Here is a 27000-nt window from a genome sequence, read left to right as displayed (position 1 = left end):
GGAAATTCTTTCTGAAACTACCGGCTAAATTAATGAATTTACCACGGCTCTGCCATCACTTTTTCTTTGGTAAGACCATTCGTAACAAGCCATAACCCATAAACGCAGCGATGGTTGAACCCATCAGAATGCCAAGACGAGAATAGATACTGAAAGATTCATCTCCCCCTTCAAAGGCCAATCCTGAAATAAAGATAGACATAGTAAAACCGATTCCACAAAGAACGGAAACCGCAAATATCTGTTTAAGATTAATCTGCTGTGGCAATTTAGCAAATCCGATCTTAATGGAAATATAGCTAAACAGAAAAATTCCCAATGGTTTACCAAGAAACAGAGCGGCAGCAATACCTAGCGGTAATCTATCGGTCAAACTATTTAACGTCACGCCATTCAGGACGATACCTGCATTGGCAAAGGCAAATAATGGCAAAATAAGATACGCCACCCAAGGATGCAAACCGTGCTCAAGTGATTCAGATGGTGAATGACCATTCCGGCTATGCAGAGGGATCAGAAAACCAACTATAACCCCTGCCAGTGTTGCATGAATACCCGATTTCAGGATGCAAACCCAAAGAATAGCGCCAATAACCATATAAGCCGATATTTTTTCGACACCACGCCAATTCATCCAAACCAGCAAAGCCGTCATTGCTACTGATAATCCAAGCGCCACAAGGGAAACTGTTTTGGTATAAAACAGAGCGATAATCACGATAACGCCCAGATCATCAATAATCGCTAGCGCCAACAAGAAAACCTTGAGTTCTGTTGGTACTCGTTTAGACAATAGCGCCATCACACCCAAAGCAAAAGCAATATCGGTTGCCGCAGGAATAGCCCACCCCTGACGGGTAAATTCATCATTGCCATTAAATAGCAGATATATTAATGCCGGAGCGACCATACCACCTATCGCCGCTATCACCGGAAATACTGCCTTATCACTCCCTGCCAAAGAACCTTCCAGAAGTTCCCGTTTGACTTCCAGACCAACAATCAAAAAGAAGACCGCCATTAAGCCATCATTAATCCACAACAATAAAGGCTTATTGATCTCCAGTGCAGCGAATTGCATTACCACTGGAAGATTAAGAAATTGCTGATAAATACCCTGTAATGGTGAATTTGCCATCATCAGCGCAATAATGGCAGCGATGATAAGAAGGAGCCCTCCAGCCGCTTCTAATTTCAGGAATTGACGAATAATTGCTGTCACGATGATTAACCTCTGAAATTGATCGGACTTAAATGGTACTCTAGCGATGGTTTCGAAAAAAATCGATTTTATAACCAGAATAATTCGCTATAACCGATCTATTGATGATCTACATCTCAATAAAATAGATTATCAATCAGAGGAAATCGTTAAATGGAGAGGCCCTATTTATCTTACATTAGCACCAATTTCCCGCATCTTAGCCAAAATGCGGTTTAAATCATCTTCTGATAGTGTTAACTGTGTTGCTATATAGAATAGAATATGCGGAGAAACAACGCGTGGCATTTTCCCACCCGTGTATTTTCTCCATTGGTTGTTCCCGGAAACTCCCGCTAAATCGGCCATTTGTTCTCCTGTGAAACCTAATTCTTGTTTGAGCTTAATGAGATCTTCTGTAGTAGGAGGAGAATAATTGCCGATCAGTCGCATAAGTATTCCAGAACAAAGCCCCTTAACGGGACCAATTAATTAAATGAATTTGAGCAATAGAGTTGTGATGGTAGCTACCGCACCAATAAGACCAGAAGCGACAACAATCGGATACCATGTAGCCTCACAATTTATCTTTGTCGTTTCTGCCATTAATTTTGCTATTTCAGCGTGGATTTTTTCGAGTTCAGAAGTAGTCATTTCAGTAATACTTATCGTTCTTCCTTTTTAGGGATGCCAGGCTGCGGCCATTCCACTACCTTACATTATTACACGATAAAAAGTAGCCCTTTTGAAGCTAAATTGTCAATGTCAATCGATTAATTTTTCATCTAAAAACATTAGTGTTCAATATGATTTCATATTATGCAATATATATTTCTTTCAGAATTTATATAACCAGATAATTTCTAAACGTTCGACAGATAAGATAAAATAAGACAATAATAACGAGAAAACAGCACAAATAATTAATTTAAACTCTGAGAGGAGAAATCATATTAAGAGGATATCTTCCAAGTTTAACGAGCAATTAATAAGAGGAAAATCATGAAAAAACAATTTCCAAATAACTTCCTTTGGGGAGGCACGCTGGCTACAAATCAGGTTGAAGGAGACTATCAATATAGATGGGAAAGGGTTATCAACCTCAGATATGCAACCCCACAGAGTCATTGGTCACAGCATAGAACGCAATTTAAATGATGCCTATAATTTACTCACACAAATTACTTCAGTTTATAATTCTCAACTCAAACAAAAAGTCCTCATTTAAACGAGGACTTTTTACCAGTAATTCGAGCGTTATTTAGCAATCCAGCCCTATATATGTGGAGATATAGACTGTTACTTGGTCAAATCATCAAAGAACTTCTTTACACCATCAAAGAAACTTTTAGAACGTGGGCTATTCGTTTCTTCGCCAGTACCACCGAAAGATTCACCCAATTCGCACAGTAATTCTTTCTGTCTTTCATTCAATTTAACTGGCGTTTCTACCACTACCCGGCACAGTAAATCACCCTGAACACCACCACGGACAGATTTAACACCTTTGCCTTTCATGCGGAACATTTTACCTGTCTGAGTTTCAGCAGGTATTTTCAGTTTCACACGGCCATCGAGGGTTGGAACTTCAATTTCTCCGCCCAGTGCCGCCATTGCAAAGTTAACCGGCACCTCACAATAGAGATTACTTTCTTGACGCTCAAAAATATGGTGCGATTTCACCTGTACCTGAACATACAGATCACCTGCCGGTGCGCCTTTTGCTCCTGCTTCACCCTCACCACTCAAACGAACGCGGTCGCCGGTATCAACACCCGCCGGGATCTTAACAGATAGGGTTTTGTATCTTTCAACTCGCCCATGACCATGACATTTATGGCAAGAATCCTTAATGATCTGACCACGGCCATGACAGTGTGGACAAGGTTGCTGAACGGTGAAAAACCCCTGACGCATGTGAACCTGACCAGCACCTTTACAGGTTGAGCAGGTTACAGGACTAGTTCCTGCTTTAGCACCGCTGCCATGACAGGTATCACAGGTTTCCAATGTCGGGATGCGGATCTCTTTGGTCACACCACGAACCGCTTCTTCCAGCGTCAACTCCATGCTGTAACGCAAATCAGCACCGCGACTTGGACGCTGCTGACGACGACCACCGCCGAAGATATCACCGAAAACATCACCAAAGATATCACTAAAATCAGCGCCGCCACCGCCACCCATACCGCCTTGTTCAAAAGCAGCATGACCATATTGGTCATAAGCAGCTCGTTTCTGAGCATCCGTCAGAATCTCATAAGCTTCTTTAACTTCTTTGAATTTGCTTTCCGCATCTTTATCGCCCTGATTACGATCAGGGTGATATTTCATTGCCAGCCGCTTATAGGCTTTTTTAATCTCTTTTTCGTCCGCTGTTTTGGAAACACCCAAAACTTCGTAACAGTCTCTCTTTGCCATCTCTTATTTTACCCTTAACATACGCGCACGGGCGCAGAGTTCCCTCAACGCCCGTGCCGGTTAATCAGCAACAATTGTCATAACTATCGCCGCGCCCGCTAAGGGCAATTATTTTTTATCTTTAACTTCTTCGAATTCAGCGTCTACAACGTCGTCATCTTTCTTCGCACTGTCGCCAGCGTCTGCGGTCGCACCAGCTTGAGCCTGCTGCTGGGCAATTTCCAACAACTTAGCGGAAGCCTGAACCAAAGCCTGAATTTTCGCTTCGATATCCGCTTTGTCTTCGCCTTTAGCAACTTTTTCCAACTCAGCCACAGCGCCTTCAATCGCGGTTTTATCTTCTGCCGACAGTTTGTCACCGGCTTCTTCTACTTGCTTACGCGTACCGTGAACCAGTTGATCTGCCTGGTTACGGACCTGTACCAACTCTTCAAACTTACGATCAGACTCTGCGTTCGCTTCCGCATCACGAACCATCCGTTGAATTTCTTCTTCATTCAAACCGGAAGAAGCCTTGATAGTGATCTGCTGTTCGCGGCCACTATTTTTGTCTTTAGCAGACACATGCAGAATACCATCAGCATCGATATCAAAAGTCACTTCAATCTGAGGCATACCACGAGGCGCTGCCTGAATACCATCCAAATTGAACTGGCCCAGAGATTTGTTATCACCGGCACGTTTACGCTCACCCTGCAATACATGGATAGTTACCGCAGACTGATTGTCCTCTGCCGTAGAAAACACCTGGCTGTGTTTGGTTGGGATCGTGGTGTTTTTCACAATGAGGGAAGTCATTACGCCACCCATTGTTTCGATACCTAGAGACAATGGTGTAACATCCAGCAACAATACATCTTTCACATCACCAGCCAAAACACCGCCCTGTACCGCAGCACCCATTGCTACCGCTTCGTCAGGGTTCACATCTTTACGTGGTTCTTTATGGAAGAAGTCAGCAACGACTTTCTGTACCATTGGCATACGGGTCTGACCACCCACCAGAATGACATCGTTCACATCAGAAACTGACAGGCCAGCATCTTGCAATGCAACTCGTACAGGCTCCATAGAGCGTTTAACCAGATCTTCTACCAGTGATTCCAGTTTCGCACGGGTTACTTTAATGTTCATGTGCTTAGGACCGGTTGCATCTGCGGTGATATATGGCAGGTTAACATCGGTCTGCTGTGCAGAAGAGAGTTCAATTTTTGCTTTCTCTGCTGCTTCTTTCAGACGTTGCATTGCCAGTGGGTCATTACGCAGATCAATGCCCTGATCCTTCTTAAATTCGTCAACCAGATAGTTGATCATACGGCTGTCGAAGTCTTCGCCGCCCAAGTGAGTATCACCATTGGTCGCCAGCACTTCATAGGTTTTTTCGCCGTCAACTTCATCGATTTCGATAATAGAGATATCGAAAGTACCACCACCGAGGTCATAAACCGCAATAGTACGGTTACCCACTTCTCTATCCAAGCCATAAGCCAGCGCAGCAGCAGTTGGTTCGTTGATAATACGTTTTACTTCCAGACCTGCGATACGGCCCGCATCTTTGGTTGCCTGACGCTGAGCATCGTTAAAATATGCAGGTACAGTGATTACCGCTTCAGTAACTGGCTCACCCAGATAATCTTCCGCTGTTTTCTTCATTTTCTTCAAAACTTCAGCAGAAACCTGAGGAGGAGCCATTTTCTGGTCTTTCACTTCCAGCCATGCGTCGCCATTATCTGCCGCAATAATTTTGTATGGCATGATAGCTACGTCGCGTTGCGCTTCTTCATCTTGGAAACGACGTCCAATCAGACGCTTAATAGCAAACAACGTATTTTGCGGGTTAGTAACAGCCTGACGTTTAGCCGGTTGACCAACCAGAGTTTCACCATCCTGGGTATAAGCAATGATGGAAGGGGTTGTGCGATCACCTTCGCTGTTTTCCAGCACACGAGCTGTCGTGCCATCCATAATAGCTACACAAGAGTTGGTAGTTCCCAGGTCGATACCAATAATTTTACCCATCTAAACGCCTCCAAAGAAATTCGTAATCAGTCAAGTTGCTAATCAATATGAGGATAACTTTCTGCTTTTCAATGGCACCCATTTTTATGCCTCTATGCGATTCCTCACCTTTGCTTATATATACCGGCTGTATAGGACAGCGATTAGCAACTGCGGTTGATTATAAGATGGGGTCGTTAAAACTATCATCAAGGGGGGATGTGAAAAAAAAAACCTTTTTATTATTTCAAAGGTCATTGTTTCCTTGCTGACAGATCATTATGATTCGCCACCTTTGCTATTTATGACTTTTATGATTTTCTTTCAGAGGACTTATGAGCGCGAATCAATTGGCTAATCCCGGCCCCTTAGGTTTGATGGGCTTCGGCATGACAACCATTCTTCTGAATCTGCATAACGCAGGTTTCTTTCCACTGGCATCCGTTATCCTGAGTATGGGCATTTTCTACGGCGGCCTGGCCCAAGTACTGGCAGGGCTTTTTGAATATAAGAAAGGCAATACCTTTGCTGCAACTGCTTTCACCTCTTATGGGTTATTTTGGCTCAGTCTGGTCGGGTTGCTGTTTCTACCTAAAATGGGACTGGCAGAAGCCACCAGCAGCCAATATTTAGCAGTATATCTTGGCCTGTGGGGTGTGTTTACTCTGTTTATGTTCTTTGGCACCTTCAAGGCTAACCGCATGCTACAGTTTATCTTTGGCGGCCTGACTCTGTTGTTCGCTCTGTTAGCGATTGGCAACTTTACCGGAAATACCACTCTTCTGACGATTGCCGGTTATGAAGGGATAATTTGTGGCGCCAGCGCAATTTATCTGGCAATGGCGGAAGTGCTGAACGAACAATATGGACGCACTATTCTGCCTATTGGCGAGATAAAACCGTAATAAACTGCGGGTTGGAAGAAGGCAAATTTTTTCGTCCTCTTCCAGTCCGTTATGAACGTAGAGAAAGAGCCGATGATATTTACCCCGACGCTAATCAGACGAATGTCCGTTGAATGTGTATCAATTTAGCCACAATTATATTGAACCAATATTGTGAATCTCGAATTGATAGCAATTACGGTGCTTATAGCGTTGGTTAGGACGAAGTATGCAGCTCTCTTGCTCCCATTCAGGATGATTGGGAGAATCCGGTAAAAATTGTGGCTCAAATGCCATGCCCGCATAGTTCTCATATCGCCCACCATCACGGTTAAACACTCCACCTAACCAATTGCCTGTGTAAAACTGCACAGCCGGTTTTGTGGTGAAGATTTTCATTGTAATTGCTTCATCGGGGGAAGTAATTGAAATTGCATAATCCGAATTCAAACGAGCGGCTTGCAACCAAAATGAATGATCATACCCATTCACAATCTGTTGCTGTTTATCCAGCATAAAGTGACTGTTAATTACTTTAGGTTTTCGAAAATCAAAACCCGTATTATTAACCGAAGCCAGTTGGCCCAACGGAATACCATTTTCATCGATCGGTAAATAGTCATCGCTTTTCACCTCTAAGCGATGCGATAAACATGTTTTTCCAGAATCAGCCCCCAACAAATTAAAATAAGCGTGATTAGTCAAATTAATGGGCGTCGCAGCATTTGTATGGGCTAAATAATCCACGATTATCTGATTATCATTGGTTAATACGTAACGAACGGTCACAGCGACATTACCAGGAAAACCCTGATCACCATCTGGTGACTGTAATGTAAAACTCACTGAATAGGCATCTCTTGCAGTGATTGTCCAACGCCGCTTATCAAAACCCTCAATCCCACCATGCAAACAATTTCCCGCCTGATTGACATGTAATTGATAAGTTTTACCATCAAGATTAAAACACCCATTTGCAATACGGTTAGCATATCGCCCCACGGTAGCACCTAAATAGCTGGTCTGTTTATAAAAGTCTTGTAAAGTGGCAACACCTAGTAAAACTTCTCTTTTCTCCCTATTTAAAGGTACACGGCAACTCAGCCAAGATGCGCCAATATCCATCAACACAACGGAAAAACCCGAAACATTGGAAAGACAGACAAGATTTGCTTTTTTTCCATCCAAAGCAATATGTTGTGTCATTGAAGCATTCAATAATTCAAAGTAAGCATCTGCCATTTTATTACCTACCGTGTTTCAACCAAACTTGCACCATCCGAAGCCCGGCACACATAAATGGTCTCTTTCAAACCTGTCGATGCAAAATAGTGTTGCTCTACCGTGCTTTTAACCACATCAACCAAAGTTTGGGGGACTACAGCCACCACACAGCCACCAAACCCACCACCGGTCATCCTCACTCCACCCTGTTTACCAATGGCTTGCGTCACAATATCAACCAAAAGATCGATTTCAGGTACGGTAATTTCAAAATCATCACGCATTGACTGATGTGATTGCGCCATAAGTTCCGCGATTAATGGCATATCTCCCTCTGTCAACGCTTTTGCTGCCAGAAGTGTACGTTCATTTTCTGTAATTACATGGCGAGCACGTTTAGCCACTATGCTATCAAACTCAACACTCCGTTTTGCAAATTCATCTAATGTCACATCCCGCAAAGCTTTAACGCCAAATAATACCGCTGCTTGTTCGCATTGAGCCCGGCGGATATTATATTCACTGCCAACCAATTCCCGTTTCTTATTTGAATTAATAATCATAACTGTAATATCTTTCGGCATAGATACGGTTTGCGTGGTTAAATCGCGGCAATCAATTAATAACGCATGTTCCTTCTTACCTTGCGCGGAAATTAATTGATCCATAATGCCACAATGGCAACCGACAAATTCATTTTCAGCTTGCTGCCCATTTAATGCTATTTCCGTTTGGCTAATAGCTAAATGGTAAAGTGTTTTTATCGTTTCACCAATCACTGTTTCCAGTGCAGCCGATGAACTTAACCCCGCCCCTTGTGGCACATTACCCGTTACCACAATATCTGCCCCGTTAAATATATATCCACGACTAAGCAAGCATTTTACAACACCGCGAATATAATTGGCCCACATTTTATTTTCGTCAAATTTAATAGGCTGGCTAATATCAAACTCATCTAATTGATTGCCGTAATCAACCGAAACAACACGAATAATATTATCTTCCCGCTTTGCCGCCGCAACCACAATTTGGTAATTAATAGCACATGGCAATACAAAGCCATCATTATAATCAGTGTGCTCTCCAATCAAATTAACCCGACCTGGTGCTTGAATAATATGTGTTGGCATATAATGAAATACCAAATCAAAAACATCTTTAACACAATTAATTAAAGTTTCCATCATTTCATTCTCAAATAAGATATTAACTGAACGATACTTCTCATGAAATATCCTGCCAGATAATTAACATTATTGCGCTTTATAATGTACATCACTCACCGCACGTAAAAATTTAGCCGCCTGTTCTGCGGTTAAATCACGTTGTATTTCAGCAAACATTTCATAGCCCACCATAAATTTTTGCACAGTAGCCGATCGCAATAATGGCGGATAGAAAAGTGCATGCAGTTGCCAATGTTCAATATCGGTGCCTTGGTCAAAAAACGGTGCAAAATGCCAACCCATTGAATAAGGAAAAGAGCTATGAAATAAGTTGTCATAACGACTGGTAAGCTTTTTAAGCGCAACAGCCAAATCATCGCGTTGTTCATCCGTTAATTCATTCATACGACGAACATGAACTTTAGGTAACAACATGGTTTCATAGGGCCATGCTGCCCAATAAGGCACAACCGCCAACCAATGGATTGTATCGACCACCACTCGTTCACCATCAACTAATTCAGCCTGAACATAATCCATCAATAAATTGGAACCCTGTTCCTGGTAATAAGCACGCAGTTGTTTATCTTTACGCTCAATTTCGTTTGGCAGAAAACTATTCGCCCAGATTTGCCCGTGAGGATGAGGCTGAGAACAGCCCATTGCTTCACCCTTATTTTCAAAAACCTGAACCCAAAGATATTCTTTACCCAACGTTTCAATGTGTTCATTCCAGGTATCAATTACCTGACGAATGTGCTTAACCGACAATTCAGGCAATGTCTTATTGTGATCAGGAGAAAAACAGATTACACGACTTAATCCTCGTACTCCTTGTATTTTAAACAATGGGTGAGACGATTGAGGCACATCAAGTGAATCTGGTATTAAAGCCGAAAAATCATTATTAAAAACAAAAGTTCCTTGATAATCAGGATTTTTATCACCGGAAATACGCGTGTTTAATGGGCAAAGAAAACATTGCTCATCATAACTTGGAATATCGTCTATCAATGATTTCTCATCCTGCCCATGCCACGGCCGCTTTACCCGATGGGGAGAGACCAAAACCCATTGCCCGGTTAGCGGATTATAACGACGGTGGGGATGTTCAGCAGGATTGAATACAATCTTGGACATAACAGTCTCTACCTCATTTATATTTTCCAATACCGATTGTGAAAATCTTTATTCACACTCAGGCTGGACACAGTTTAACAACGAGCATTAATACTAATCTGAGATACCAATCACGTAAATGTAAACAATTACACAAGAAGCTTAGATATAAACCTAAAAGACAGATTAAGGTGTTCAACTTCGACATATTCTGCAAACATGAGTTAAAGTCACAGTAAATTTACTTAATCTATTAATTAAAACAAATTATTAAGAATTAAGATAAATTACAAATACGATATTCAATAACAATTTTGTGATTCTGATTACATCCCCATCAAATAGTAACGTTTACAATTTAGTATCAAATAGACTAACCAGGAAAAGAAACATGTCCACTATAGAACACGGTTTAAGCTTGGTAGATATATTGGTATTTATGTTCTATGTCGCCATTATCATCAGTGTGGGGCTCTGGGTATCCAGGGATAAAAAAGGCTCGGACAAAAGCACTGAAGATTACTTCCTGGCAGGTAAATCCTTGCCCTGGTGGACAATAGGCGCCTCACTGATCGCGGCAAATATTTCTGCCGAGCAATTTATTGGTATGTCCGGCTCCGGTTATTCCATTGGTTTAGCAATCGCTTCTTATGAATGGATGGCGGCAATTACATTAATCATCGTAGGTAAATATTTCTTACCTATCTTCATTGAGAAAGGCATTTATACTATCCCAGAATTTGTGGAACAACGGTTTAATAAAAATTTAAAAGCCATTCTGGCAGTGTTCTGGATCTCACTCTATATTTTCGTCAACCTGACCTCTGTGCTTTATTTGGGTGGCTTAGCACTGGAAACCATTCTGAATATTCCATTGATCTATTCCATTATTGGGCTTGCAATATTTTCCTTGGTTTATTCTATTTACGGCGGCCTCTCGGCTATCGTTTGGACCGATGTTATTCAAGTCTTTTTCCTGATATTAGGGGGATTGCTCACAACACTTATTGCCGTCAGCTATATTGGCGGCAGTGAAGGCATAATGGCGGGATTTGCCAAAATGGTTGATGCAGCACCAAGACACTTTGAAATGATTTTGGATAAAAGTAATCCTCAATTCATAAACTTGCCTGGTATTGCTGTACTGATTGGCGGTTTATGGGTTGCTAACCTCTATTATTGGGGCTTCAACCAATACATTATTCAACGTACCCTTGCTGCCAAGTCAGTGCAGGAAGCACAGAAAGGAATTGTTTTTGCCGCTTTTCTGAAACTTATTCTGCCTTTCCTGGTTGTTGTGCCGGGCATTGCCGCTTATGTGATCACAACCTCCCCTGAATTAATGGCAGGTTTAGGCGACCTTGCGCTAAATAACGTGCCTGATGCAACGCATGCAGACAAAGCTTATCCGTGGTTAACCCAATTTCTACCTGTCGGTTTCAAAGGTATCGTATTTGCCGCATTAGCAGCCGCTATCGTCTCATCATTAGCGTCAATGCTAAATTCGACCGCCACCATTTTCACTATGGACATTTATAGGGAATATATTGCACCTGATTCAAGCGACCACAAACTGGTTAATGTTGGTCGTATTTCTGCCACTATTGCCCTGATTATCGCCTGTTTTGTTGCTCCAATGCTTGGCGGTATTAACCAAGCATTCCAATATATTCAAGAATATACTGGTCTTGTCAGCCCCGGTATTTTAGCCGTGTTCTTACTTGGGTTATTCTGGAAAAAGACGTCCAGTAAAGGGGCGATAATTGGTGTGGTTTTATCGATCCCCTTTGCCTTATTTCTGAAATTTATGCCGTTTGCAATGCCATTTATGGATCAAATGCTCTACACATTACTCTTTACACTGGTCGTTATTGCATTCACGAGTTTAAGTACATCGGCTAATGACGACGATCCTAAAGGCATTGTATTGGTTTCATCTATGTTTGCGACGGACCGCAGTTTTAATATTGCATCTTATGCCATTATGATCATTCTGGCTGTATTGTACGTTGTTTTCTGGTAGTCAATCTCCCACCAATTGAGACTACCGCAAAAAAGTGAAGTGAGCCCCTTAAATCCAACTTCTAGTGTTCACTTCAATTTTTTAAGCGGCATAGAAACAAGCCTCTCATCTGCGAGGATTGACACGTTACTAACAGTTAATTTACATAGATATGATAGATAGATAAAAAATCTCTAATTCGCCCCTGTATCAAGCAGCTAATACAGGGGGATACTATGTATTTATATTGTATTATCGATATCAATATCTTGCTCAATTATTCCAACTTCAACTTTTGGTCCTAAACGTTGTTTCATTGAGTTATAAATACCAGAATCTTTATCGTGACTTTTAAAAGTTAAGACAAATGATACCTCTTGTTCTGATAGTTCATGGTGTGATGACATATCAAACTGATATAAATCACGGGTAAAAATTCGAGCATAGAGTCTTAACTTCGAATTATCAACGTGATACTCCTGAAAAAGATTTGCCATGATGTCTTATCGGGCTCCATTTAGCTAACTCTTGGCGAGACTGAAGTTCTTTTTCTTTAGATTCCTTCATAGTACCAAGAAGATTTTTTACTTTACCGTCGTTACTAATGCTCTGCAAAGAGCACTGTAGCCTAGTAGCAAAATAATTTTCGCCGCCCAGTTCAGAAACCAAGGGTTTTAATATTGCTGTTAATATTATTTCTCCTTTAATTTTTCCATCTTTCAACATTTCAGTAGGTAGAAAAATATCATTCCAATAATATGCAAATCCTGCACGAATTTTACTATTCCAAGCGAGAGTAACTGTCCCTTCATCACAATACCAAGGAAGGTTATTACCTTCTTTCCAAGGTGATCCCCAACCTAGACGCAAATCATGTACACACCTCTCAGCTTTATTTATTAACAATGGTCTAACTAAATCAGGAGTAGGTTCTTTTAGATTTTTAAACGCATGGGCTGCTATTGATGAAATAAGAGGTGTACTGTAACTAGTTCCAGTATCTATTACCCCACCAATCATTCGTAACGTTGAAAACCAAGATAGTTCTGGCTTTTTCATTCCTGCTGGAGCAGGCCCTCGCAAGCTCATCGAGCAAGGTGTAGTTGCCATACCATTTTCATCCGCACATCGTCCCGCTATAGTTAAAGCAGATTCACAATCGGCAGGGGGACACAATCTTATACTATTTGATCTACTTACATTACCAATTGAAATAATTGGTAATATGTCAAACTCACGGGCAATTCTATTAACTTCATGCCCTAAATAACTAATTTCCTCATTCGAATAATATGGCTCACTCTCATTAAATGAAAGATTCCATATCTGAGATACCCCATTTGTCTCATTGGCAACATCTCTAAGATAGTTAATAAATTGTTCGGTTGTTGGTTGGATAGCGACTCCTTTTTTATTAATTGCTTGAACGCTAATAAACTTGCACTCCAACTCAGGTAAAGCGAGATTATTATTCCACGCAGATCCTTGGCAAATTACTGAAGTAACCTTATTACCATGCTTTAAATCTGCATCATGCTGATCTACTAATGGAGTAATACTCATTACATTAAAAGGTAAATAAGAAACAGCAGAGCAACCACCATCAACAATTACTACTGTTGGGATATTTTTCAAGTTAGATAAATTAGGTATTGGTTCTTTACCGCTACCTGGTGGCACTGATTTCACTGAAACATGATACACCGGCTCAATTCTATAAACAATACCAGAGCTAATTAACTTATTAAAATTCTCTAAACTATTTATTACTGTGGTAAATGATAATATTCCGTCGATTAAATACTCATCCAACTTTCTTGGAAAATATCTATTTCCCTTTTTTTGTATTTCTTCATTTTTAAAAACATTATCAAATTTAGAATGACCAAAACCAATAATCTTTTGATTAGCAAACTCTTCAAGTTCTCTCTTAACAGATACTCTTGCTTTTTTATCATGGAATGGTAAAACCCAAACATTGAACTGCTTTTCTACATCATCGAACGCTTCAAAAACAGCTTTTGCCTTTCTTCCTCTTAATACTTGATTTTTATCAAAACCAATAATACTTTCAAGACGAGAAATATCGACTTTAATTCGACCATTCTTCGCTCTTTCTATTTTCTCAATCAAACTAGAGATTTTAGAACCTGATATTTCGACTAAGTATCCATCAAAAGCCGGAGCAACTATTCTTGTTAAATCATCTGCTTCAAATAAATCATCAGGGATCTAAGATGGTGCAAGAGAATCATCAAACATTTTAGCTAATAGATGAATTTTACCTGAATGGGAAACAATACCATCATCTTCGCTAATGTGTCTAAGCTCTTTCGATAGCTTCTTTTTTTTGAGCATCTAATCGCGCCCAAATTATATCTTTAGAGTTTTTTCCGCCACCACTCACTGTATTGGGAACTGGCTTATCTAAAAAAGATAGTACAGGATTTAATAAAGGACTTCTAACACCCTCAGCCATAATTCCTACTCCTTGAGATAGCTTGAAATTGTCTGTCTACTTAGTTTCAAAAAACTACCGATTTCAGCCTGAGTAAACAATTTAGTTTCGGAAAGCAAATTAACGATGTTTTTTTTATTATCCGAACTCAACCTTTCTCTGTAAGGTATAATCGAGTTATGTGAATCACCCTCAATTATTGCTTGAATGACCGCTATAATATCAATACCCGAATTAGTCAAAATTGCCTGTCTTCTCGCTGCTATTGCTATAGTTTCAATATCTGCTCCGCTTAATCCATCTGATATTATAGATAGTGCTTTTAACTCCTTTGATATGCCCTTGTCTTGGAACAGGAAATGATTCCAAAGAGACTCCCTAACTTCAAGGTTTGGCATACCAAAGCGAATTTTATATGGAAAACGTCGCCAAATCGCGGGGTCTAAAAGATCTGCGTGGTTAGTTGCCGCAATTACTACTGCGCTATCATCCAGTGAATCTAAACCTTGTATCAAAGTATTCACAACACGTTTAAGCTCACCTATTTCGTGCCGATCATCACGTATCTTAGCAACCGCATCAACCTCATCTAATAACAATATACCGTTTCTAGAAGGTACATAATCAAATATTTGCCTTAAATTCTTAGCTGTATCACCCAATAATGATGATATTACTGAATCTAATCTGACAACGAATAACGGCCTATTTAGTTGAGAAGCAACATGACCAGCAATCAATGTCTTACCAGTACCCGGTGGACCTGATAACAGTAACCCCAATCTTCCTGATAACCCATTTTCAATTAGTTTTTTCTGATGCTTAACACTTTCAATAAAAGCATTAAAAGTAATACTTTCAGACTCGCCCAAAAAAATAGGGGTCACTGACCACTGATGCTCCTCAATTAGAGGCATTCTTGATTTAGGGTCAACAGGTAAACTATCACTATATCCCGAACTACGAAGTGGAACTCCCTTACGTCTTACTATGGATTTAATTTTTTTGGCAACATCCATATCATCGGCACTGATGGATTTAGCTATTCTATTACTGACACTTCTAACTTCTGTATAATTAGCATCCAAAGACGCTTCTATGAGGGCAACAATGTCCTCAGCAACGATATTCATAACCAACCCCTTAAATATAATGACAATCAAAAATGATTTTTTGTCATGCCAATATGCATGAATGTCATGAATAATGTCGATTTTGTCAACCTAAAAAACAAATTATCACCATAATTACAGGTAGGAGTTAAGGAAAAAAGGTTCGGTTTTATCAGCACACTGGCTTTTACGCTGTATACGTCAAATTTAACTTCCGAGGAGTTACCATCAATAAGATATAAGGCGCAAGTTCGCCCGTAGGGGATTACTTTTAACATATGACGTTCAGAGAAAAACTATAAGGCCGCTTTAATCTGAGAGGTATCAAGCCCTGTACAACATTATCAGTGTCTCGTGATCGGGCAGGGTTATCTGTATGCCGAAACAGATTGTTGCTGTACGTGCTACTAGTAGCTTGAAAAAACGTAAAGCAAATCTAGTTCCAAAGACTCACTTCAAAAAGACCGGCTTTTCTTACTAAAGAGCGAGGGACTGTGATTTATTTTAATTTCACTTTCTCAAGCGCCGCAAAAATTTGCTGCTTATCTGAATCCCTCAAGTTATGTTGTTGAATATTCCTCATAAACATTTCTTTGTCAGAAGCGCCTATCTTCTCTCCGGCTTTAAGCAAAATCGCAATTTGTTGGAAGATTTCCGTATTCAGCCCGCTAATTTTAATCCGAACATCACCTAACGGCTTCGGTTGCCAACCATTTTCAGGGAGTGACAACCAATCAGCCCGATAGCGATATTGAATCGCCTTTGCAGCATCCATCTGGATTATAATAAACGGTCTAACTGATTCCCCGCTTAACCCGAAAGATTCAGCCTCACTTATTGATTTAGCAAGAACCTTATCTTCTTGAGCCAAAACCTCAACAGGTAGATGGTTTTCAGCCTTGTATCCCGCTACGTCTTTCATGTAAGAAAGGCGCTGATTAATCAACTGAGCTACCGTCGTCTTTGCCTCCATTGCTAACGTCACCGTTGGCGCCATTGCGCTCATAATCAATGCCAAACCAGCAATAAAGCCAATCCTTACTTTTTTTGACCATTCCATTTTTTCACCTCAGGGTTTATTCCAGATAAAAAATTCGCATGCCAAGTAAATTTTTTACTAAAGTTAATTGTCCTTCGAAAAAAGACCATCATTTACAAAATATTTTTTAGAAAAGGAAAGTCTTTCTCATACGCTATACAAACTCTTTTATATATATTTTCATCTCCTTCACTATGAGACCCAAGTGTTAAACAATAGTTTTCACCATTATATTTTTGAAAAACAATCCATTCTCCAGTCATATTTTTTATTTCAATCTTTTCATTATACGCACCGACAGTTAACTGATGGCATATATATTTAAATAAATCGTCATCGGCATATCCTGAATTATTTTTATTAAATCCCTCATCTACTACTTTATATATATAATCATCACCATTCAATTTATTTATAATATTTTTTAAAATAAACCTCACATCAGTAAAATGAACTTTCATCAGCCCTTTTAATGGATTATATCTAAATTCACTCTCATTTTTAATGGACGAGTTTTTTCTTATCCCCTCTAGGGATTCAATTTTATTTGCAATATTAAAAACATTTATGATTCTTCCGTAATATAATTGCATAATTTGGGCAATAAATACAGAACTTATGCGTGATAAATCAACATAACAAAATCCTGGCAAACTATTAGCGAAAGCTAATAATTCACTTCTAGATAAAGACACATTTATCATTATTCCACCTAATTAATCTATTCATAAGTTAGTATTTTAATTCTCACTTTATTTTTATAGAGACAATCTCCAATCAAAAAAATTCTCACCTAATTACTATAATACTTAGTAATTCAAATGAATAGATATCCATATGTTGAATGTTTGTCACGTTGATCTTAAAACACTTTTATATAATCGGATATCAAACTAATTACTTCCCTCATTGTTTGTAATATTTTTCCTCCATATTATCTCTATTTTCAGTATATAGTAAAAACTCTTCATCTATTTATAACTCCTTGATTTACGCGCGATGACTGCCCAGACACGATGAGGTATAAGCAAAGGCTCTTGAGGAAAGTTCTTTACGAGTAATTCCTGATGTTCTTCATCAAATTTATGAACACTTTCTTTATTTAAACTAGCAGAAACACCTGCGCTAGCTCTAATACGCCCACACCAACGTTCATGGGTATACGGAATCTCTAAATCAAAACTAAAAGTCTCTATACTAACAAAACCACTTTTGGCTAAATCTTCCAACCAGCGTGGATAAATTCCTGATCCACCAGACATATTCCATTTTGGATTATGCTTTAATACTAAGTTTTCTGTAGCTTCCACAACATTACCCGGCAAAGGAAGCCAATCGAAATGACAAATTACCATAGTGCCGCCATTGCGAAGGACTCGAAAACATTCACTACCTGCTTGTTCTGGATTAAACCAATGCCAACATTGACCAGCGATGATAATATCTTGTGTCTCATCTTGTAGCGGGATGTCCTCGGCTTTTCCTAACTTATAATCTACAAAAACCTTTGCCTTAATATCTAAAGCCCTAGCCTGCTTCAATAAAGGCTCAGCGATATCCATTCCTATTACTTCAGCACCTACTTGGGCTAATTGTCTAGCCAAAGTCCCTGTTCCTGTTCCAAGATCCAAAATTCTTTGACCAACTATTCCAACCCCATAGGGTTTAAGGCGAACCAACAGAGCAGGAGGAAATCCCTCACGATGTATTATATAATCCAGAGCCGTTTTCCCGAAATCAACTTTAGCAACCATTGAACTTCTCCACTAATTTTTTAAGTATTAAAAAATAAAACACAATAAAGCGACATCGCTTTTTAATACAACTTTATTTAAACAAACAAACTTAACAACCTATATTAGCCGTTAAACTAACTTAACAACAAAATTAAATTTTTAACTAACCAGTTTAATTAACTTTAATAACACTAGATTAATTAAACCTTATAGAAAATTAGCTAATTCACAAGATTTTGCATAAATTTTTAAACCAATCCATTATAAATTTTTTAGTTATGTGATGTATAGCCAAAATTAATTATAAAAATTTATATAATTGAAAGGATGTATGTTAGCACTATTATTTCGACTCTAGATATACACCCCTTAATGAATACCTTACAAATACAAGACGTATACTCTAGAACCAATCATCCAGTTAAACATAAACCCAATATAGAGTAGATACAAATGAACATAAATAATGATTCCCCCAAATATAATAATTTAGAGTGGGATGGTCTCCAGCTATCTCAACAAACAGATTGGATAATGCAATCTAGATCCTACGGGGGAGACTTCGAAAGTCTATGCAACAATCTGGATCAAATTATTTCTAAACTGAAAAAGTACGGCTTAGTTCTAATTCGTGGTTTACCGATATCTAAAATTACTGACGATATCTGTTGTAACCAGTTTTTTAATTTCGGCTTACAACTAGGTAGCCCTGTTTCTCAAAGTCGTAAACTCGATTTCTTAGGTAAAGTCACAAACCGTGATAGTGATATTCTCAATCCAACAAATCGAGGATATGAAAGCTCGGCTGCTTTGCCTTTCCATACTGACAGATGTGACCTTCTGTGCCTTCTCTGCATACGACCCGCTCTCCACGGAGGAAAAACTAGACTAATTAATGCCTATCGGGCTTTCCAAAACTTAAAAGAAATCAATCCTTCTTATGCATGGGAGTTAAGTCAACCTATACCGTTTGATCGACGAGATGCTCAAATTGAAGGTCAACCAGGATGGACCTGTCTTCCTCCATTTTCCTTTGAAAATAACGTATTTATATCTCGTTATGTACGACGCTTTATTGAAAGTTCACAGAGGTTTTCTGACGCACCACGACTAACTGATAGACAGATTGATGCTCTTGATACTTTAGATTCTATTCTAGAGTTGCCAGGTATGTCGTTAGACTTAAAAATGGAAGCAGGGGATCTATTAATCCTAGATAATCATCGACTTTACCATGCTCGTACCAAATTTAATGATGGCGATAATTTGTTAGAGAATAAACGCTTACTGCTTCGTCTCTGGCTTGCTTGGGATGGAAGCCCACTTCTACCATTAAGTTATCAAGATACCTATGGTCGTACAGAACCAGGTATATATAGGGGAGGAGTTTGGCCAGAAAAATATACATGGGATGAATTTCCATACGATATAGCAGCAGCACGAGAAGCTCTGAATCTAAAATTAAAAACCGACATATAAGAAACATTGCTTACAAAAACAAGTTAATAGCTGGAATGATTTTTCTTTCTATTCCAGCTTGTCACTGTGATGTGTAATACCGCCCATTATTAGCGGGCACATTCAGGGAGCAATTAATTCGATAAGCTCATTCAGCGCCGAGCACTTTTCGGCCTAAAAGCCGCGACTACCTTATCATCAGTCTCCACATACGGGCCATCCAGCAATTGGATACAATATGGCACACTGGCAAAAATGCCGGATACCAGAACTTTGCCGTTTTCGTCTTTCAAGCCTTCCAGCGTTTCCGCGATTGCTTTTGGCTGCCCCGGCAAGTTCAAAATCAGCGCCTGTTTGCGGATCACACCAACCTGACGGGATAAAATTGCCGTTGGAACAAATTTCAAACTAATCTGACGCATCTGTTCGCCATAACCCGGCATTTCACGGTCTGCAACCGCTAATGTGGCATCAGGCGTCACATCTCGGCGGGCCGGGCCGGTTCCACCGGTGGTTAAAACCAGATGACAGCCGATTTCATCCACCAATTCACACAAGGTTTGTTCAATGATGATCTGCTCATCCGGGATCAGGCGAGTCTCTATCTGAAAAGGGGTGGTAATCGCCCTTTTTAGCCACTCTTCCAATGCCGGAATCCCTTTGTCCTGATAAATACCGCTTGATGCACGATCAGAGACGGATACCAGGCCAATGCGCAATTCATTCATATAAACCTCAATTAACACGATTAACTAAATAACAAAAAGGCGGCCAATTATGCCGCCTTTAACGCTAAAAGAATAGTTTATCGCCTATCATTACAGCAGATCAGCGATCATCTTCTCAAGTTTGCCCTGATCAATAGCAAATTTACGGATACCGTCCGCCAGTTTTTCTGTCGCCATTGCATCTTGATGATGTTCCCAGTAGAACTGAGCCTCATTCAATGGCTCTGGACGCGCTTTAATTTCACCGGTATAACCCAGCTTACGTTCAACTTCACCCTGAGCTTCGGACAGCTCTTTCAACAGCGCAGGCGCAATAGTCAAACGGTCACAACCCGCCAATTCCAATATTTCACCGGAATTACGGAAACTTGCTCCCATAACCACAGTGTTATAACCATGTTGTTTATAGTATTGGTAGATTTCAGTCACAGAAATGACGCCCGGATCTTCGTGTGGAGCGAACTCTTTCTGCTCGCTGTTCGCTTTATGCCAGTCAAGGATACGGCCAACAAATGGTGAAATCAGATAAACCCCGGCTTCCGCACAAGCACGCGCCTGAGCAAAGGAGAACAGTAGTGTCAGGTTACAGTTAATCCCTTCTTTTTCTAACTGTTCAGCCGCGCGGATACCCTGCCAGGTTGAAGCCAATTTGATCAGAATCCGATCATTGCTGATACCGGCCTCGTTATACAGCTTAATCAGGCGTTTAGCTTTGGCAACACTGCGTTCAGTGTCATAAGACAGACGGGCATCAACTTCTGTCGAAATACGGCCAGGGATCAGTTTGAGAATTTCCAAGCCAATATTTACCGCCAGTTTATCACTAGCATCCACAATCTGCTGCTCGCGGGAATCGCTCTGTTCGCGCGCCCACGCAATTGCTTCATCAATTAGTTTACGGTATTCAGGAATCTGTGCCGCGTTAAGGATCAGAGATGGGTTAGTTGTCGCATCTTGTGGCTGATAAAGTTTCATCGCCGCAATATCCCCGGTATCTGCTACTACTGTTGTCAGTTTACGCAGGGAGGTTAGTTTATCGGTCATTTTGTCATATCTCATCGTTATGCGTGAAATTGTGGCATTGTTCTTGAGCCATCCACTGATAATAACACGGTAAGACCTTGCTGCAAGGCGGTAAAAACGATCACTCGCAGTCACTCACTCTGTAGTCAATCTTTTCATACCACTTCGCTAATGTCCAATATTGAACCAATCGTTTCCATGTGTGAAACAACGATTATTTTCTTATTTTTATCAATTCTATTTATTAATTTCCTGCAATCAAATTCATCAAATATAATTACCTCTGAATCCGAGTTATTGAGATAATATAAAAATCTATCATTTGCTAAATAGGAATCAAAATTATGGTCTACATATATGTATCCTTTTATTTCAGATAATTTCTTAAGAAAAGAGGTCTTACCACTGCCATTATTCCCTACTAATTGTATAATTCTATCTTTTTTCAAACTTTGCTCTAAAATTAATAATTTAGAAGATAAGTTTATTTCTTTATAATAAACATTGTCGTGCTCAGTTATCCTTTTAATAGATACAGTTTCTGACAAATATCCAAATATAGCGAAATAAAAAATGACGATTCTATTATCTAAGTTTATAGCAGCCGTCATATTACCTGATTCAAAACTGGGATATAAAGAATAAAAAATTATCAAACTAGATATTATAAGACCTAATATAGAAGCCAAAGAATTAATTAAATATCGTTGTGATGCTACGGTATATAAACTACGTATTCCAGATAAAATAGCGTCACGACAAAAACGGTTAGCCGGACCACATTGAGGTAGTTTTTTAATATAAGAAAAGCGAATTGATAAAGCATGTAGCTCTTTATAGTGTTTATTTCTATTATCCTTGTATATAGGATACAATAAATAAACGCTAGTAAGAAATATAAACATGGCACCAAACACAATCATAAAATTGTCAGAATTAAGAAATAAAAATACAGTACCGATAAATATCGAACCAAACCAGAAAACATCCTTGGCATACATGGTAAATCTATTTATTATCACATTGTATTCATGCTTAAATAAATTGAAACCTTCCACTCTAAAGTTACTTTTAATAGAGTTATATATGTCTTGCCTTGCTCTTTTTCTTATCTTAAACTCTATTAAATATGATCCCACAATCAATGAAATCATACCTAATAGAGATACAGATATTATCTTATAGGTTTCACTATCATATTCATTGTATGTCACTCTTCCTAACTCGAATAACGAAAGACTAGCAATGAACAAGAGTATAATTCCAATTACAGAGTTATAACTGAAAATATATAGAAATTGAGCTGTTTTTGATTTATTAATCTTACAATTTCCTGCTAATATAACTCCATTATCTGACGTCGACTTTATAGGTTTATTTTTTATTTCCAACTCAATATGATTAATTTCATGAGGAAATAACAATATAACATCAATTTGATACTCTATTTTTATTTTTGAAATGATATCTTTTAAATCAAATAATAATTTAGAATCCCAACCAGTCTTATTTGTATCAAAATAAATATGGCCTTTGTAATTATCAATTATGGCCATATATACACTCCTTACAGCAAAAATAAGATTTAATTTCCCTCTCGACAGATAACGAATGTTTGAGCTCATATCAATATATTTATTAATCTGGAAAATTTCATAACTTAATTTATTTAATATACTTCTATTGATTAGCTCTTTTGATAAATATATATTTCCCAGAATAGTTTTCTCAACAAAACTTTGTGTACCATCTAAATCATAATACTCTTCTGGCTTAGAGCGATAATTTTCATATCTACTAATAATTGATAATTTTGCCAGATAGCCATCATAAAATGGCATTAATAATCTAACTAAACCAAGATATTCACTAACCAAAATTAGAGAATATAAAAGAATAAGTAGTTTATCACTATTATCTATTTCCTTACCAATCAGAATGAGAAGAATAACAGGAATAACTTTTAAAAATGCATTTGAGGAAATATCTACAGCTCTCCACAATGAATCAATACGTTTTACTGTTTCTTCAATGTTAATAATTCTGTTCAAACTTAAAAGTTTCCCTCCCTGGTATCCAGTTAACAATATAGCAGTCAAGGACTCAAAGTTATCTCCAATAAATCCGTATCTTAATTTCCTTATCTTTGCTAGTTGTTTAGAGAGATAGGCTCGCTTTTTAAATAGAAAAAAGGATAATGGTATCAATATAGAACACAAAGATAATAAACCAACTGTTCCCCCTTCAACATTAATGACCATTAGAATGGAGAGATAAATGAAACAAATTACCTTAGATATAATCAAAACCACACTAGTATCATAGGTGGAATAATTTACAATATCGTGCTCATTCTGCTGAGCCTCTTTTTTACTGGTGAAACAGTTATCAAATATTGAGAGAATATAAGCCTGCTTTTTAGTAATGAGAAATAAACTTAGATTATTAATCATACTCAAAATAGGTCTCAATATTACAATTAAGAAGATAATCAGCCCAACACTCCCTGCCTCTAAACCCTCAGTCAAAGGAAGTGTTATTATGTAAATCAATATAAAAAATGAAAAAAAAAGAAGATAATAAATTAATTATTACCTCAACGGGAAATAGAATTAAGGTACTATATTGCTTTGTTATATTATTCTTAATTGAAGAAATGTTCATTTGCTACCTTATTTTTCAATAGCTAAATTAGGTTTTCTTTGCTACCTGCATTACTTATAAAAATTATATTAGATTCTGTAAACTCATTCTTAAAACCTTTATTTTTCTTACTTGTTTAAGTAAACATACTAATTTAGCTGTTTATTACCTACACTTTTCTCCTTCAAAGGACGAATATTTAAATTATTTCAATATCGTTAGTCAATAATAATCTGTCAGATATGAGGCAAATGTCGCATAAATTATGCTTTATATACTTATACTCAAGCAACGACTTTTCTGTGTCGTGAATATTAGAAAAAACACCGAGGGAGATAATTCACTGAATTCAATAAATTGAAACTATTGCCAATAATTTCATTCAAAATGAATTACTTTAATGTTAGTTTACTCTCAACGTCAGCGCTTATTTTCTTTGCAACAAAAACTGAACTCAAAGAACACATTGCAAAAAAGACAAATAAAACACTACTTCCTAGCAAAGGGATTAACCATATTATTATAATACCAAAGTCTGACTGGTAACTTCTTGAAATTGCATCCGAAGACGATATTATTTTCGCAAAATATTTTTCTGGCGTCAGCTCTTGCCCTGATGTATAGAGAGATATCCTTAAAAAAGAGAGTCCGACAAAAATAAGCATAGTGCCTAATGTATAGTATAATAGGACAATTCTTGACAAAGGCATGGCCCAAAAAATAGATCCAACAGCAATCAAAAGAGAGCCAAGAAAGAAAGATTTTTTTTAATTTACTTATATTAAAATAACAACCAGATAAATAAGATCCAAATAACATTGAAATAGAAGCTAAAAAGGAAAAATAAGCAACCAAATCAGAAAAAGAAAACGAATATAATCCACTAAATAAAGAGACAATTGTTGTATAGTTAGAAGTCATTATATAGGTTGAAATCACTTGGTATGACACCATTGCAGTTAAAATACTTATCCTGAACAATAATATATTTCTCTGGGTATTATTCTTGATAATATATTCCAACCCACCATATTTCATAGAAATATCTTTTTCCTTTATTTTAGTTCCCCAATCACTGATAAAGAAGAGAAATATAATTGATAAAATAAAACACATTGATTCAATAAGAAACAAGGATCGTATTGACATCATATTTATCAAAAAACCGGCTATCAATGGAGAAGATATAGAGAGTAACCCATAATAGAATTGTTGCTTTGATATAAAAGCAACTCTTTCTTCTGAGCTGACAAATACCTGGTATGCCGCTGACCTTATCGATATATTTAAACCTGAAAAAAATGACAGCAGGAAAGATATGAAAAATAATAAATATATATTATTCACAAATACAGCAAGGAATATTGTTACTGCCCGAAATAAATCCGAAGAAATACAAATAGCCCGCATATTAAACCGAGCCGTTAACCCACCAATAACCACAAAAACCAATATACTCGCCATTAACCTCACAGATACCATTAAAGACGTATCTATCTCCGACTTGGTAATTGAATATACAAGTGAAAGAAGCGCTATTTCACTTATTCCTGTACCAAAGATAGATATTATATCAGAGGATAATAGCTTGTTTTTATTCTCCATGTTTTACCCCATTTATACATTTTTACCCATTCGATTCCAATCAAATAAGAAACTGGTAATATTGTACACTTTCTTACTTTTAGCATAATTACGCTATTAAAATCCAAGAAAAATAGATCAAATTCACAAAAATTAATATTGAAACAATCAATAAAACTTTATTTATATATAAAGTTAAATTAAAATATACCATGATAAATTATTTAAATATTATTCTCATTAAAGGTAATATCGGTCAATAAAATGGAGTGTAAAATTATCAGTTTGTTACCCCATAGATATTAAATACACAGTTTCCGCTATCATTGTTACTCATTCTTTATTATCCTATCTTTTGTTAAATTAACTTAATCTGAATAACCGGGACAATATTATGCTTATTACTATTTCACCTGCAAAAACCCTTGATTATGAAAGCCCGCTTACCACGGAAAAATATAGTCAGCCAGCATTACTCGACCAGTCAGAACAGCTAATTAGCATTTGCCGTAAACTAACGCCAGCCCAAATTGCGAGTTTGATGAGTATCAGCGATAAACTTGCCGGCCTGAATGCCGCTCGTTTTGGCGAATGGCATGCTGATTTCACGCCAGAAAATTCCCGTCAGGCTATTCTGGCATTTAAAGGTGATGTTTATACCGGTATGCAGGCTGAATCTTTCTCCGATCAGGATTTTGATTTTGCTCAGAATCATCTGCGTATCCTGTCTGGTCTTTATGGTGTACTCCGTCCGTTGGATCTAATGCAACCTTACCGGCTGGAAATGGGGATCAAGCTGGAAAATAAACGTGGTAAAGATCTCTACGCTTTCTGGGGAAATTTGATCACGGAAAAGCTCAATGAGGTTCTGGAACAACAAGGTGATAATGTGTTAGTTAATTTGGCTTCCGATGAATATTTCAAATCCGTGAATACGAAAAAGCTAGCCGGTAAAATTATTAAACCCGTCTTTCTTGATGAGAAAAACGGTAAATATAAGATCATTAGCTTCTACGCGAAAAAAGCCCGTGGGCTAATGAGCCGGTTTATTATTCAGAATCAGTTAACCCAAACTGACCGTCTGGTGGAGTTTAATCTGGATGGTTACGCCTTTGATGAGTCACTGTCCAAAGGAAATGAACTGGTATTTAAACGCCCTGAACAACATTAAGGCTTTTATTATCAGCCATAAACGCCGCAT

Annotated in this window: 23 protein-coding genes and 1 pseudogene; 5 read left to right on the top strand and 19 right to left on the bottom strand. The window is 38.2% G+C overall.

The features are described 5' to 3' along the window. Positions 1-55 precede the first annotated feature (55 nt). The 3 genes from nhaA to C6H66_RS25855 all read right to left on the bottom strand — a co-directional run bounded on the left by nhaA (position 56) and on the right by C6H66_RS25855 (position 1855). Complete coding sequence (gene nhaA, locus C6H66_RS07405) at positions 56-1222, bottom strand: Na+/H+ antiporter NhaA (RefSeq protein WP_105395231.1); 1167 nt, start codon at positions 1220-1222, stop codon at positions 56-58. A 168-nt stretch (positions 1223-1390) separates the two neighbouring features. Then, the gene (locus tag C6H66_RS07400; RefSeq protein WP_036812259.1) at positions 1391-1654 is read right to left on the bottom strand and encodes a helix-turn-helix domain-containing protein; all 264 of its coding nucleotides are present in this window, start codon (positions 1652-1654) and stop codon (positions 1391-1393) included. A 39-nt stretch (positions 1655-1693) separates the two neighbouring features. Continuing rightward, the gene (locus tag C6H66_RS25855) at positions 1694-1855 is read right to left on the bottom strand and encodes a hypothetical protein (protein ID WP_181150158.1); all 162 of its coding nucleotides are present in this window, start codon (positions 1853-1855) and stop codon (positions 1694-1696) included. A gap of 348 nt (positions 1856-2203) precedes the next feature. Between C6H66_RS25855 and C6H66_RS26670 the strand changes: the two are divergent. Then, positions 2204-2363, top strand: a pseudogene (locus C6H66_RS26670) (family 1 glycosylhydrolase); the annotation flags it as partial. Positions 2364-2500: 137 nt separating this feature from the next. Here C6H66_RS26670 and dnaJ read toward each other — a convergent pair. Together dnaJ and dnaK are read right to left on the bottom strand one after the other, a co-directional pair. Further along, complete coding sequence (gene dnaJ / locus C6H66_RS07390) at positions 2501-3622, bottom strand: molecular chaperone DnaJ (protein ID WP_105395230.1); 1122 nt, start codon at positions 3620-3622, stop codon at positions 2501-2503. A 108-nt stretch (positions 3623-3730) separates the two neighbouring features. Further along, complete coding sequence (gene dnaK / locus C6H66_RS07385) at positions 3731-5641, bottom strand: molecular chaperone DnaK (RefSeq protein ID WP_046394808.1); 1911 nt, start codon at positions 5639-5641, stop codon at positions 3731-3733. Between the two features lie 314 nt (positions 5642-5955). On the opposite strand from dnaK, the gene satP reads away from it, so the two are divergent. Next, complete coding sequence (gene satP / locus C6H66_RS07380; RefSeq protein WP_046394807.1) at positions 5956-6525, top strand: acetate uptake transporter; 570 nt, start codon at positions 5956-5958, stop codon at positions 6523-6525. 135 nt (positions 6526-6660) lie between these two features. On the opposite strand, the gene galM is transcribed toward satP, so the two are convergent. The 3 genes from galM to C6H66_RS07365 form a co-directional block, all read right to left on the bottom strand. Beyond that, a complete protein-coding gene (gene galM / locus C6H66_RS07375; protein ID WP_046394806.1) occupies positions 6661-7746 on the bottom strand; it encodes a galactose-1-epimerase in 1086 nt (361 codons plus the stop codon). 8 nt (positions 7747-7754) lie between these two features. Continuing rightward, on the bottom strand, positions 7755-8915 hold the full coding sequence (gene galK / locus C6H66_RS07370) for a galactokinase (RefSeq protein ID WP_105395286.1): 1161 nt from the start codon (positions 8913-8915) through the stop codon (positions 7755-7757). Positions 8916-8984: 69 nt separating this feature from the next. Further along, the gene (locus C6H66_RS07365; protein ID WP_105395229.1) at positions 8985-10037 is read right to left on the bottom strand and encodes a UDP-glucose--hexose-1-phosphate uridylyltransferase; all 1053 of its coding nucleotides are present in this window, start codon (positions 10035-10037) and stop codon (positions 8985-8987) included. A gap of 370 nt (positions 10038-10407) precedes the next feature. Here C6H66_RS07365 and C6H66_RS07360 point away from each other — a divergent pair, with 370 nt between their 5' ends. Further along, positions 10408-12039, top strand: a complete 1632-nt coding sequence (locus C6H66_RS07360; RefSeq protein WP_105395228.1) for a sodium/sugar symporter — start codon at positions 10408-10410, stop codon at positions 12037-12039. 221 nt (positions 12040-12260) lie between these two features. Here the strand turns inward: C6H66_RS07360 and C6H66_RS26355 are convergent, their stop codons facing one another. The 7 genes from C6H66_RS26355 to C6H66_RS07335 all read right to left on the bottom strand — a co-directional run bounded on the left by C6H66_RS26355 (position 12261) and on the right by C6H66_RS07335 (position 18381). Further along, entirely contained in the window at positions 12261-12515 is a 255-nt protein-coding gene (locus C6H66_RS26355; protein WP_219847610.1) for a hypothetical protein, read from the bottom strand. After that, positions 12484-14151, bottom strand: coding sequence for a S8 family serine peptidase (locus C6H66_RS07355; protein ID WP_219847609.1), 1668 nt, complete (start codon positions 14149-14151; stop codon positions 12484-12486). Before C6H66_RS07355 ends, C6H66_RS26355 begins: the two co-directional genes overlap by 32 nt. 190 nt (positions 14152-14341) lie before the next feature. Continuing rightward, entirely contained in the window at positions 14342-14497 is a 156-nt protein-coding gene (locus C6H66_RS26350) for a hypothetical protein (RefSeq protein WP_219847608.1), read from the bottom strand. 5 nt (positions 14498-14502) lie between these two features. Beyond that, on the bottom strand, positions 14503-15609 hold the full coding sequence (locus tag C6H66_RS07350; protein ID WP_105395227.1) for an AAA family ATPase: 1107 nt from the start codon (positions 15607-15609) through the stop codon (positions 14503-14505). A gap of 478 nt (positions 15610-16087) precedes the next feature. Beyond that, positions 16088-16648: a chorismate mutase gene (locus tag C6H66_RS07345; protein WP_105395226.1), complete on the bottom strand. Its 561-nt coding sequence runs from the start codon at positions 16646-16648 to the stop codon at positions 16088-16090. Between the two features lie 92 nt (positions 16649-16740). After that, on the bottom strand, positions 16741-17331 hold the full coding sequence (locus tag C6H66_RS07340) for a hypothetical protein (protein WP_105395225.1): 591 nt from the start codon (positions 17329-17331) through the stop codon (positions 16741-16743). Positions 17332-17598: 267 nt separating this feature from the next. Next, complete coding sequence (locus tag C6H66_RS07335) at positions 17599-18381, bottom strand: class I SAM-dependent methyltransferase (protein ID WP_105395224.1); 783 nt, start codon at positions 18379-18381, stop codon at positions 17599-17601. A 435-nt stretch (positions 18382-18816) separates the two neighbouring features. On the opposite strand from C6H66_RS07335, the gene C6H66_RS07330 reads away from it, so the two are divergent. Further along, entirely contained in the window at positions 18817-19842 is a 1026-nt protein-coding gene (locus C6H66_RS07330) for a TauD/TfdA family dioxygenase (RefSeq protein ID WP_105395223.1), read from the top strand. Positions 19843-19973: 131 nt separating this feature from the next. Here C6H66_RS07330 and mog read toward each other — a convergent pair whose 3' ends face one another. The 4 genes from mog to C6H66_RS07310 all read right to left on the bottom strand — a co-directional run bounded on the left by mog (position 19974) and on the right by C6H66_RS07310 (position 25820). Beyond that, positions 19974-20549 (bottom strand): molybdopterin adenylyltransferase, encoded by a 576-nt coding sequence (gene mog, locus C6H66_RS07325; protein ID WP_046394799.1) that lies wholly within the window; start codon positions 20547-20549, stop codon positions 19974-19976. A gap of 90 nt (positions 20550-20639) precedes the next feature. Beyond that, complete coding sequence (gene tal / locus C6H66_RS07320; protein WP_046394798.1) at positions 20640-21593, bottom strand: transaldolase; 954 nt, start codon at positions 21591-21593, stop codon at positions 20640-20642. 134 nt (positions 21594-21727) lie between these two features. Continuing rightward, the gene (locus tag C6H66_RS07315) at positions 21728-24031 is read right to left on the bottom strand and encodes a hypothetical protein (protein ID WP_146111030.1); all 2304 of its coding nucleotides are present in this window, start codon (positions 24029-24031) and stop codon (positions 21728-21730) included. 673 nt (positions 24032-24704) lie between these two features. Beyond that, positions 24705-25820, bottom strand: coding sequence for an MFS transporter (locus tag C6H66_RS07310; protein WP_146111029.1), 1116 nt, complete (start codon positions 25818-25820; stop codon positions 24705-24707). Between the two features lie 373 nt (positions 25821-26193). Between C6H66_RS07310 and yaaA the strand changes: the two genes are divergently transcribed. Then, positions 26194-26970 carry a peroxide stress protein YaaA gene (gene yaaA, locus C6H66_RS07305; RefSeq protein ID WP_105395221.1) on the top strand — a complete coding sequence of 259 codons (777 nt, stop codon included), beginning with the start codon at positions 26194-26196 and terminating at the stop codon, positions 26968-26970. Positions 26971-27000: the final 30 nt, after the last annotated feature.

Source organism: Photorhabdus hindustanensis (genome assembly GCF_002968995.1).
GTDB classification, from domain to species: Bacteria; Pseudomonadota; Gammaproteobacteria; order Enterobacterales; family Enterobacteriaceae; genus Photorhabdus; species Photorhabdus akhurstii.
The sequence above is the reverse complement of the archived record's forward strand: the minus strand, read 5'-3'. Positions and strand labels throughout refer to the sequence as shown.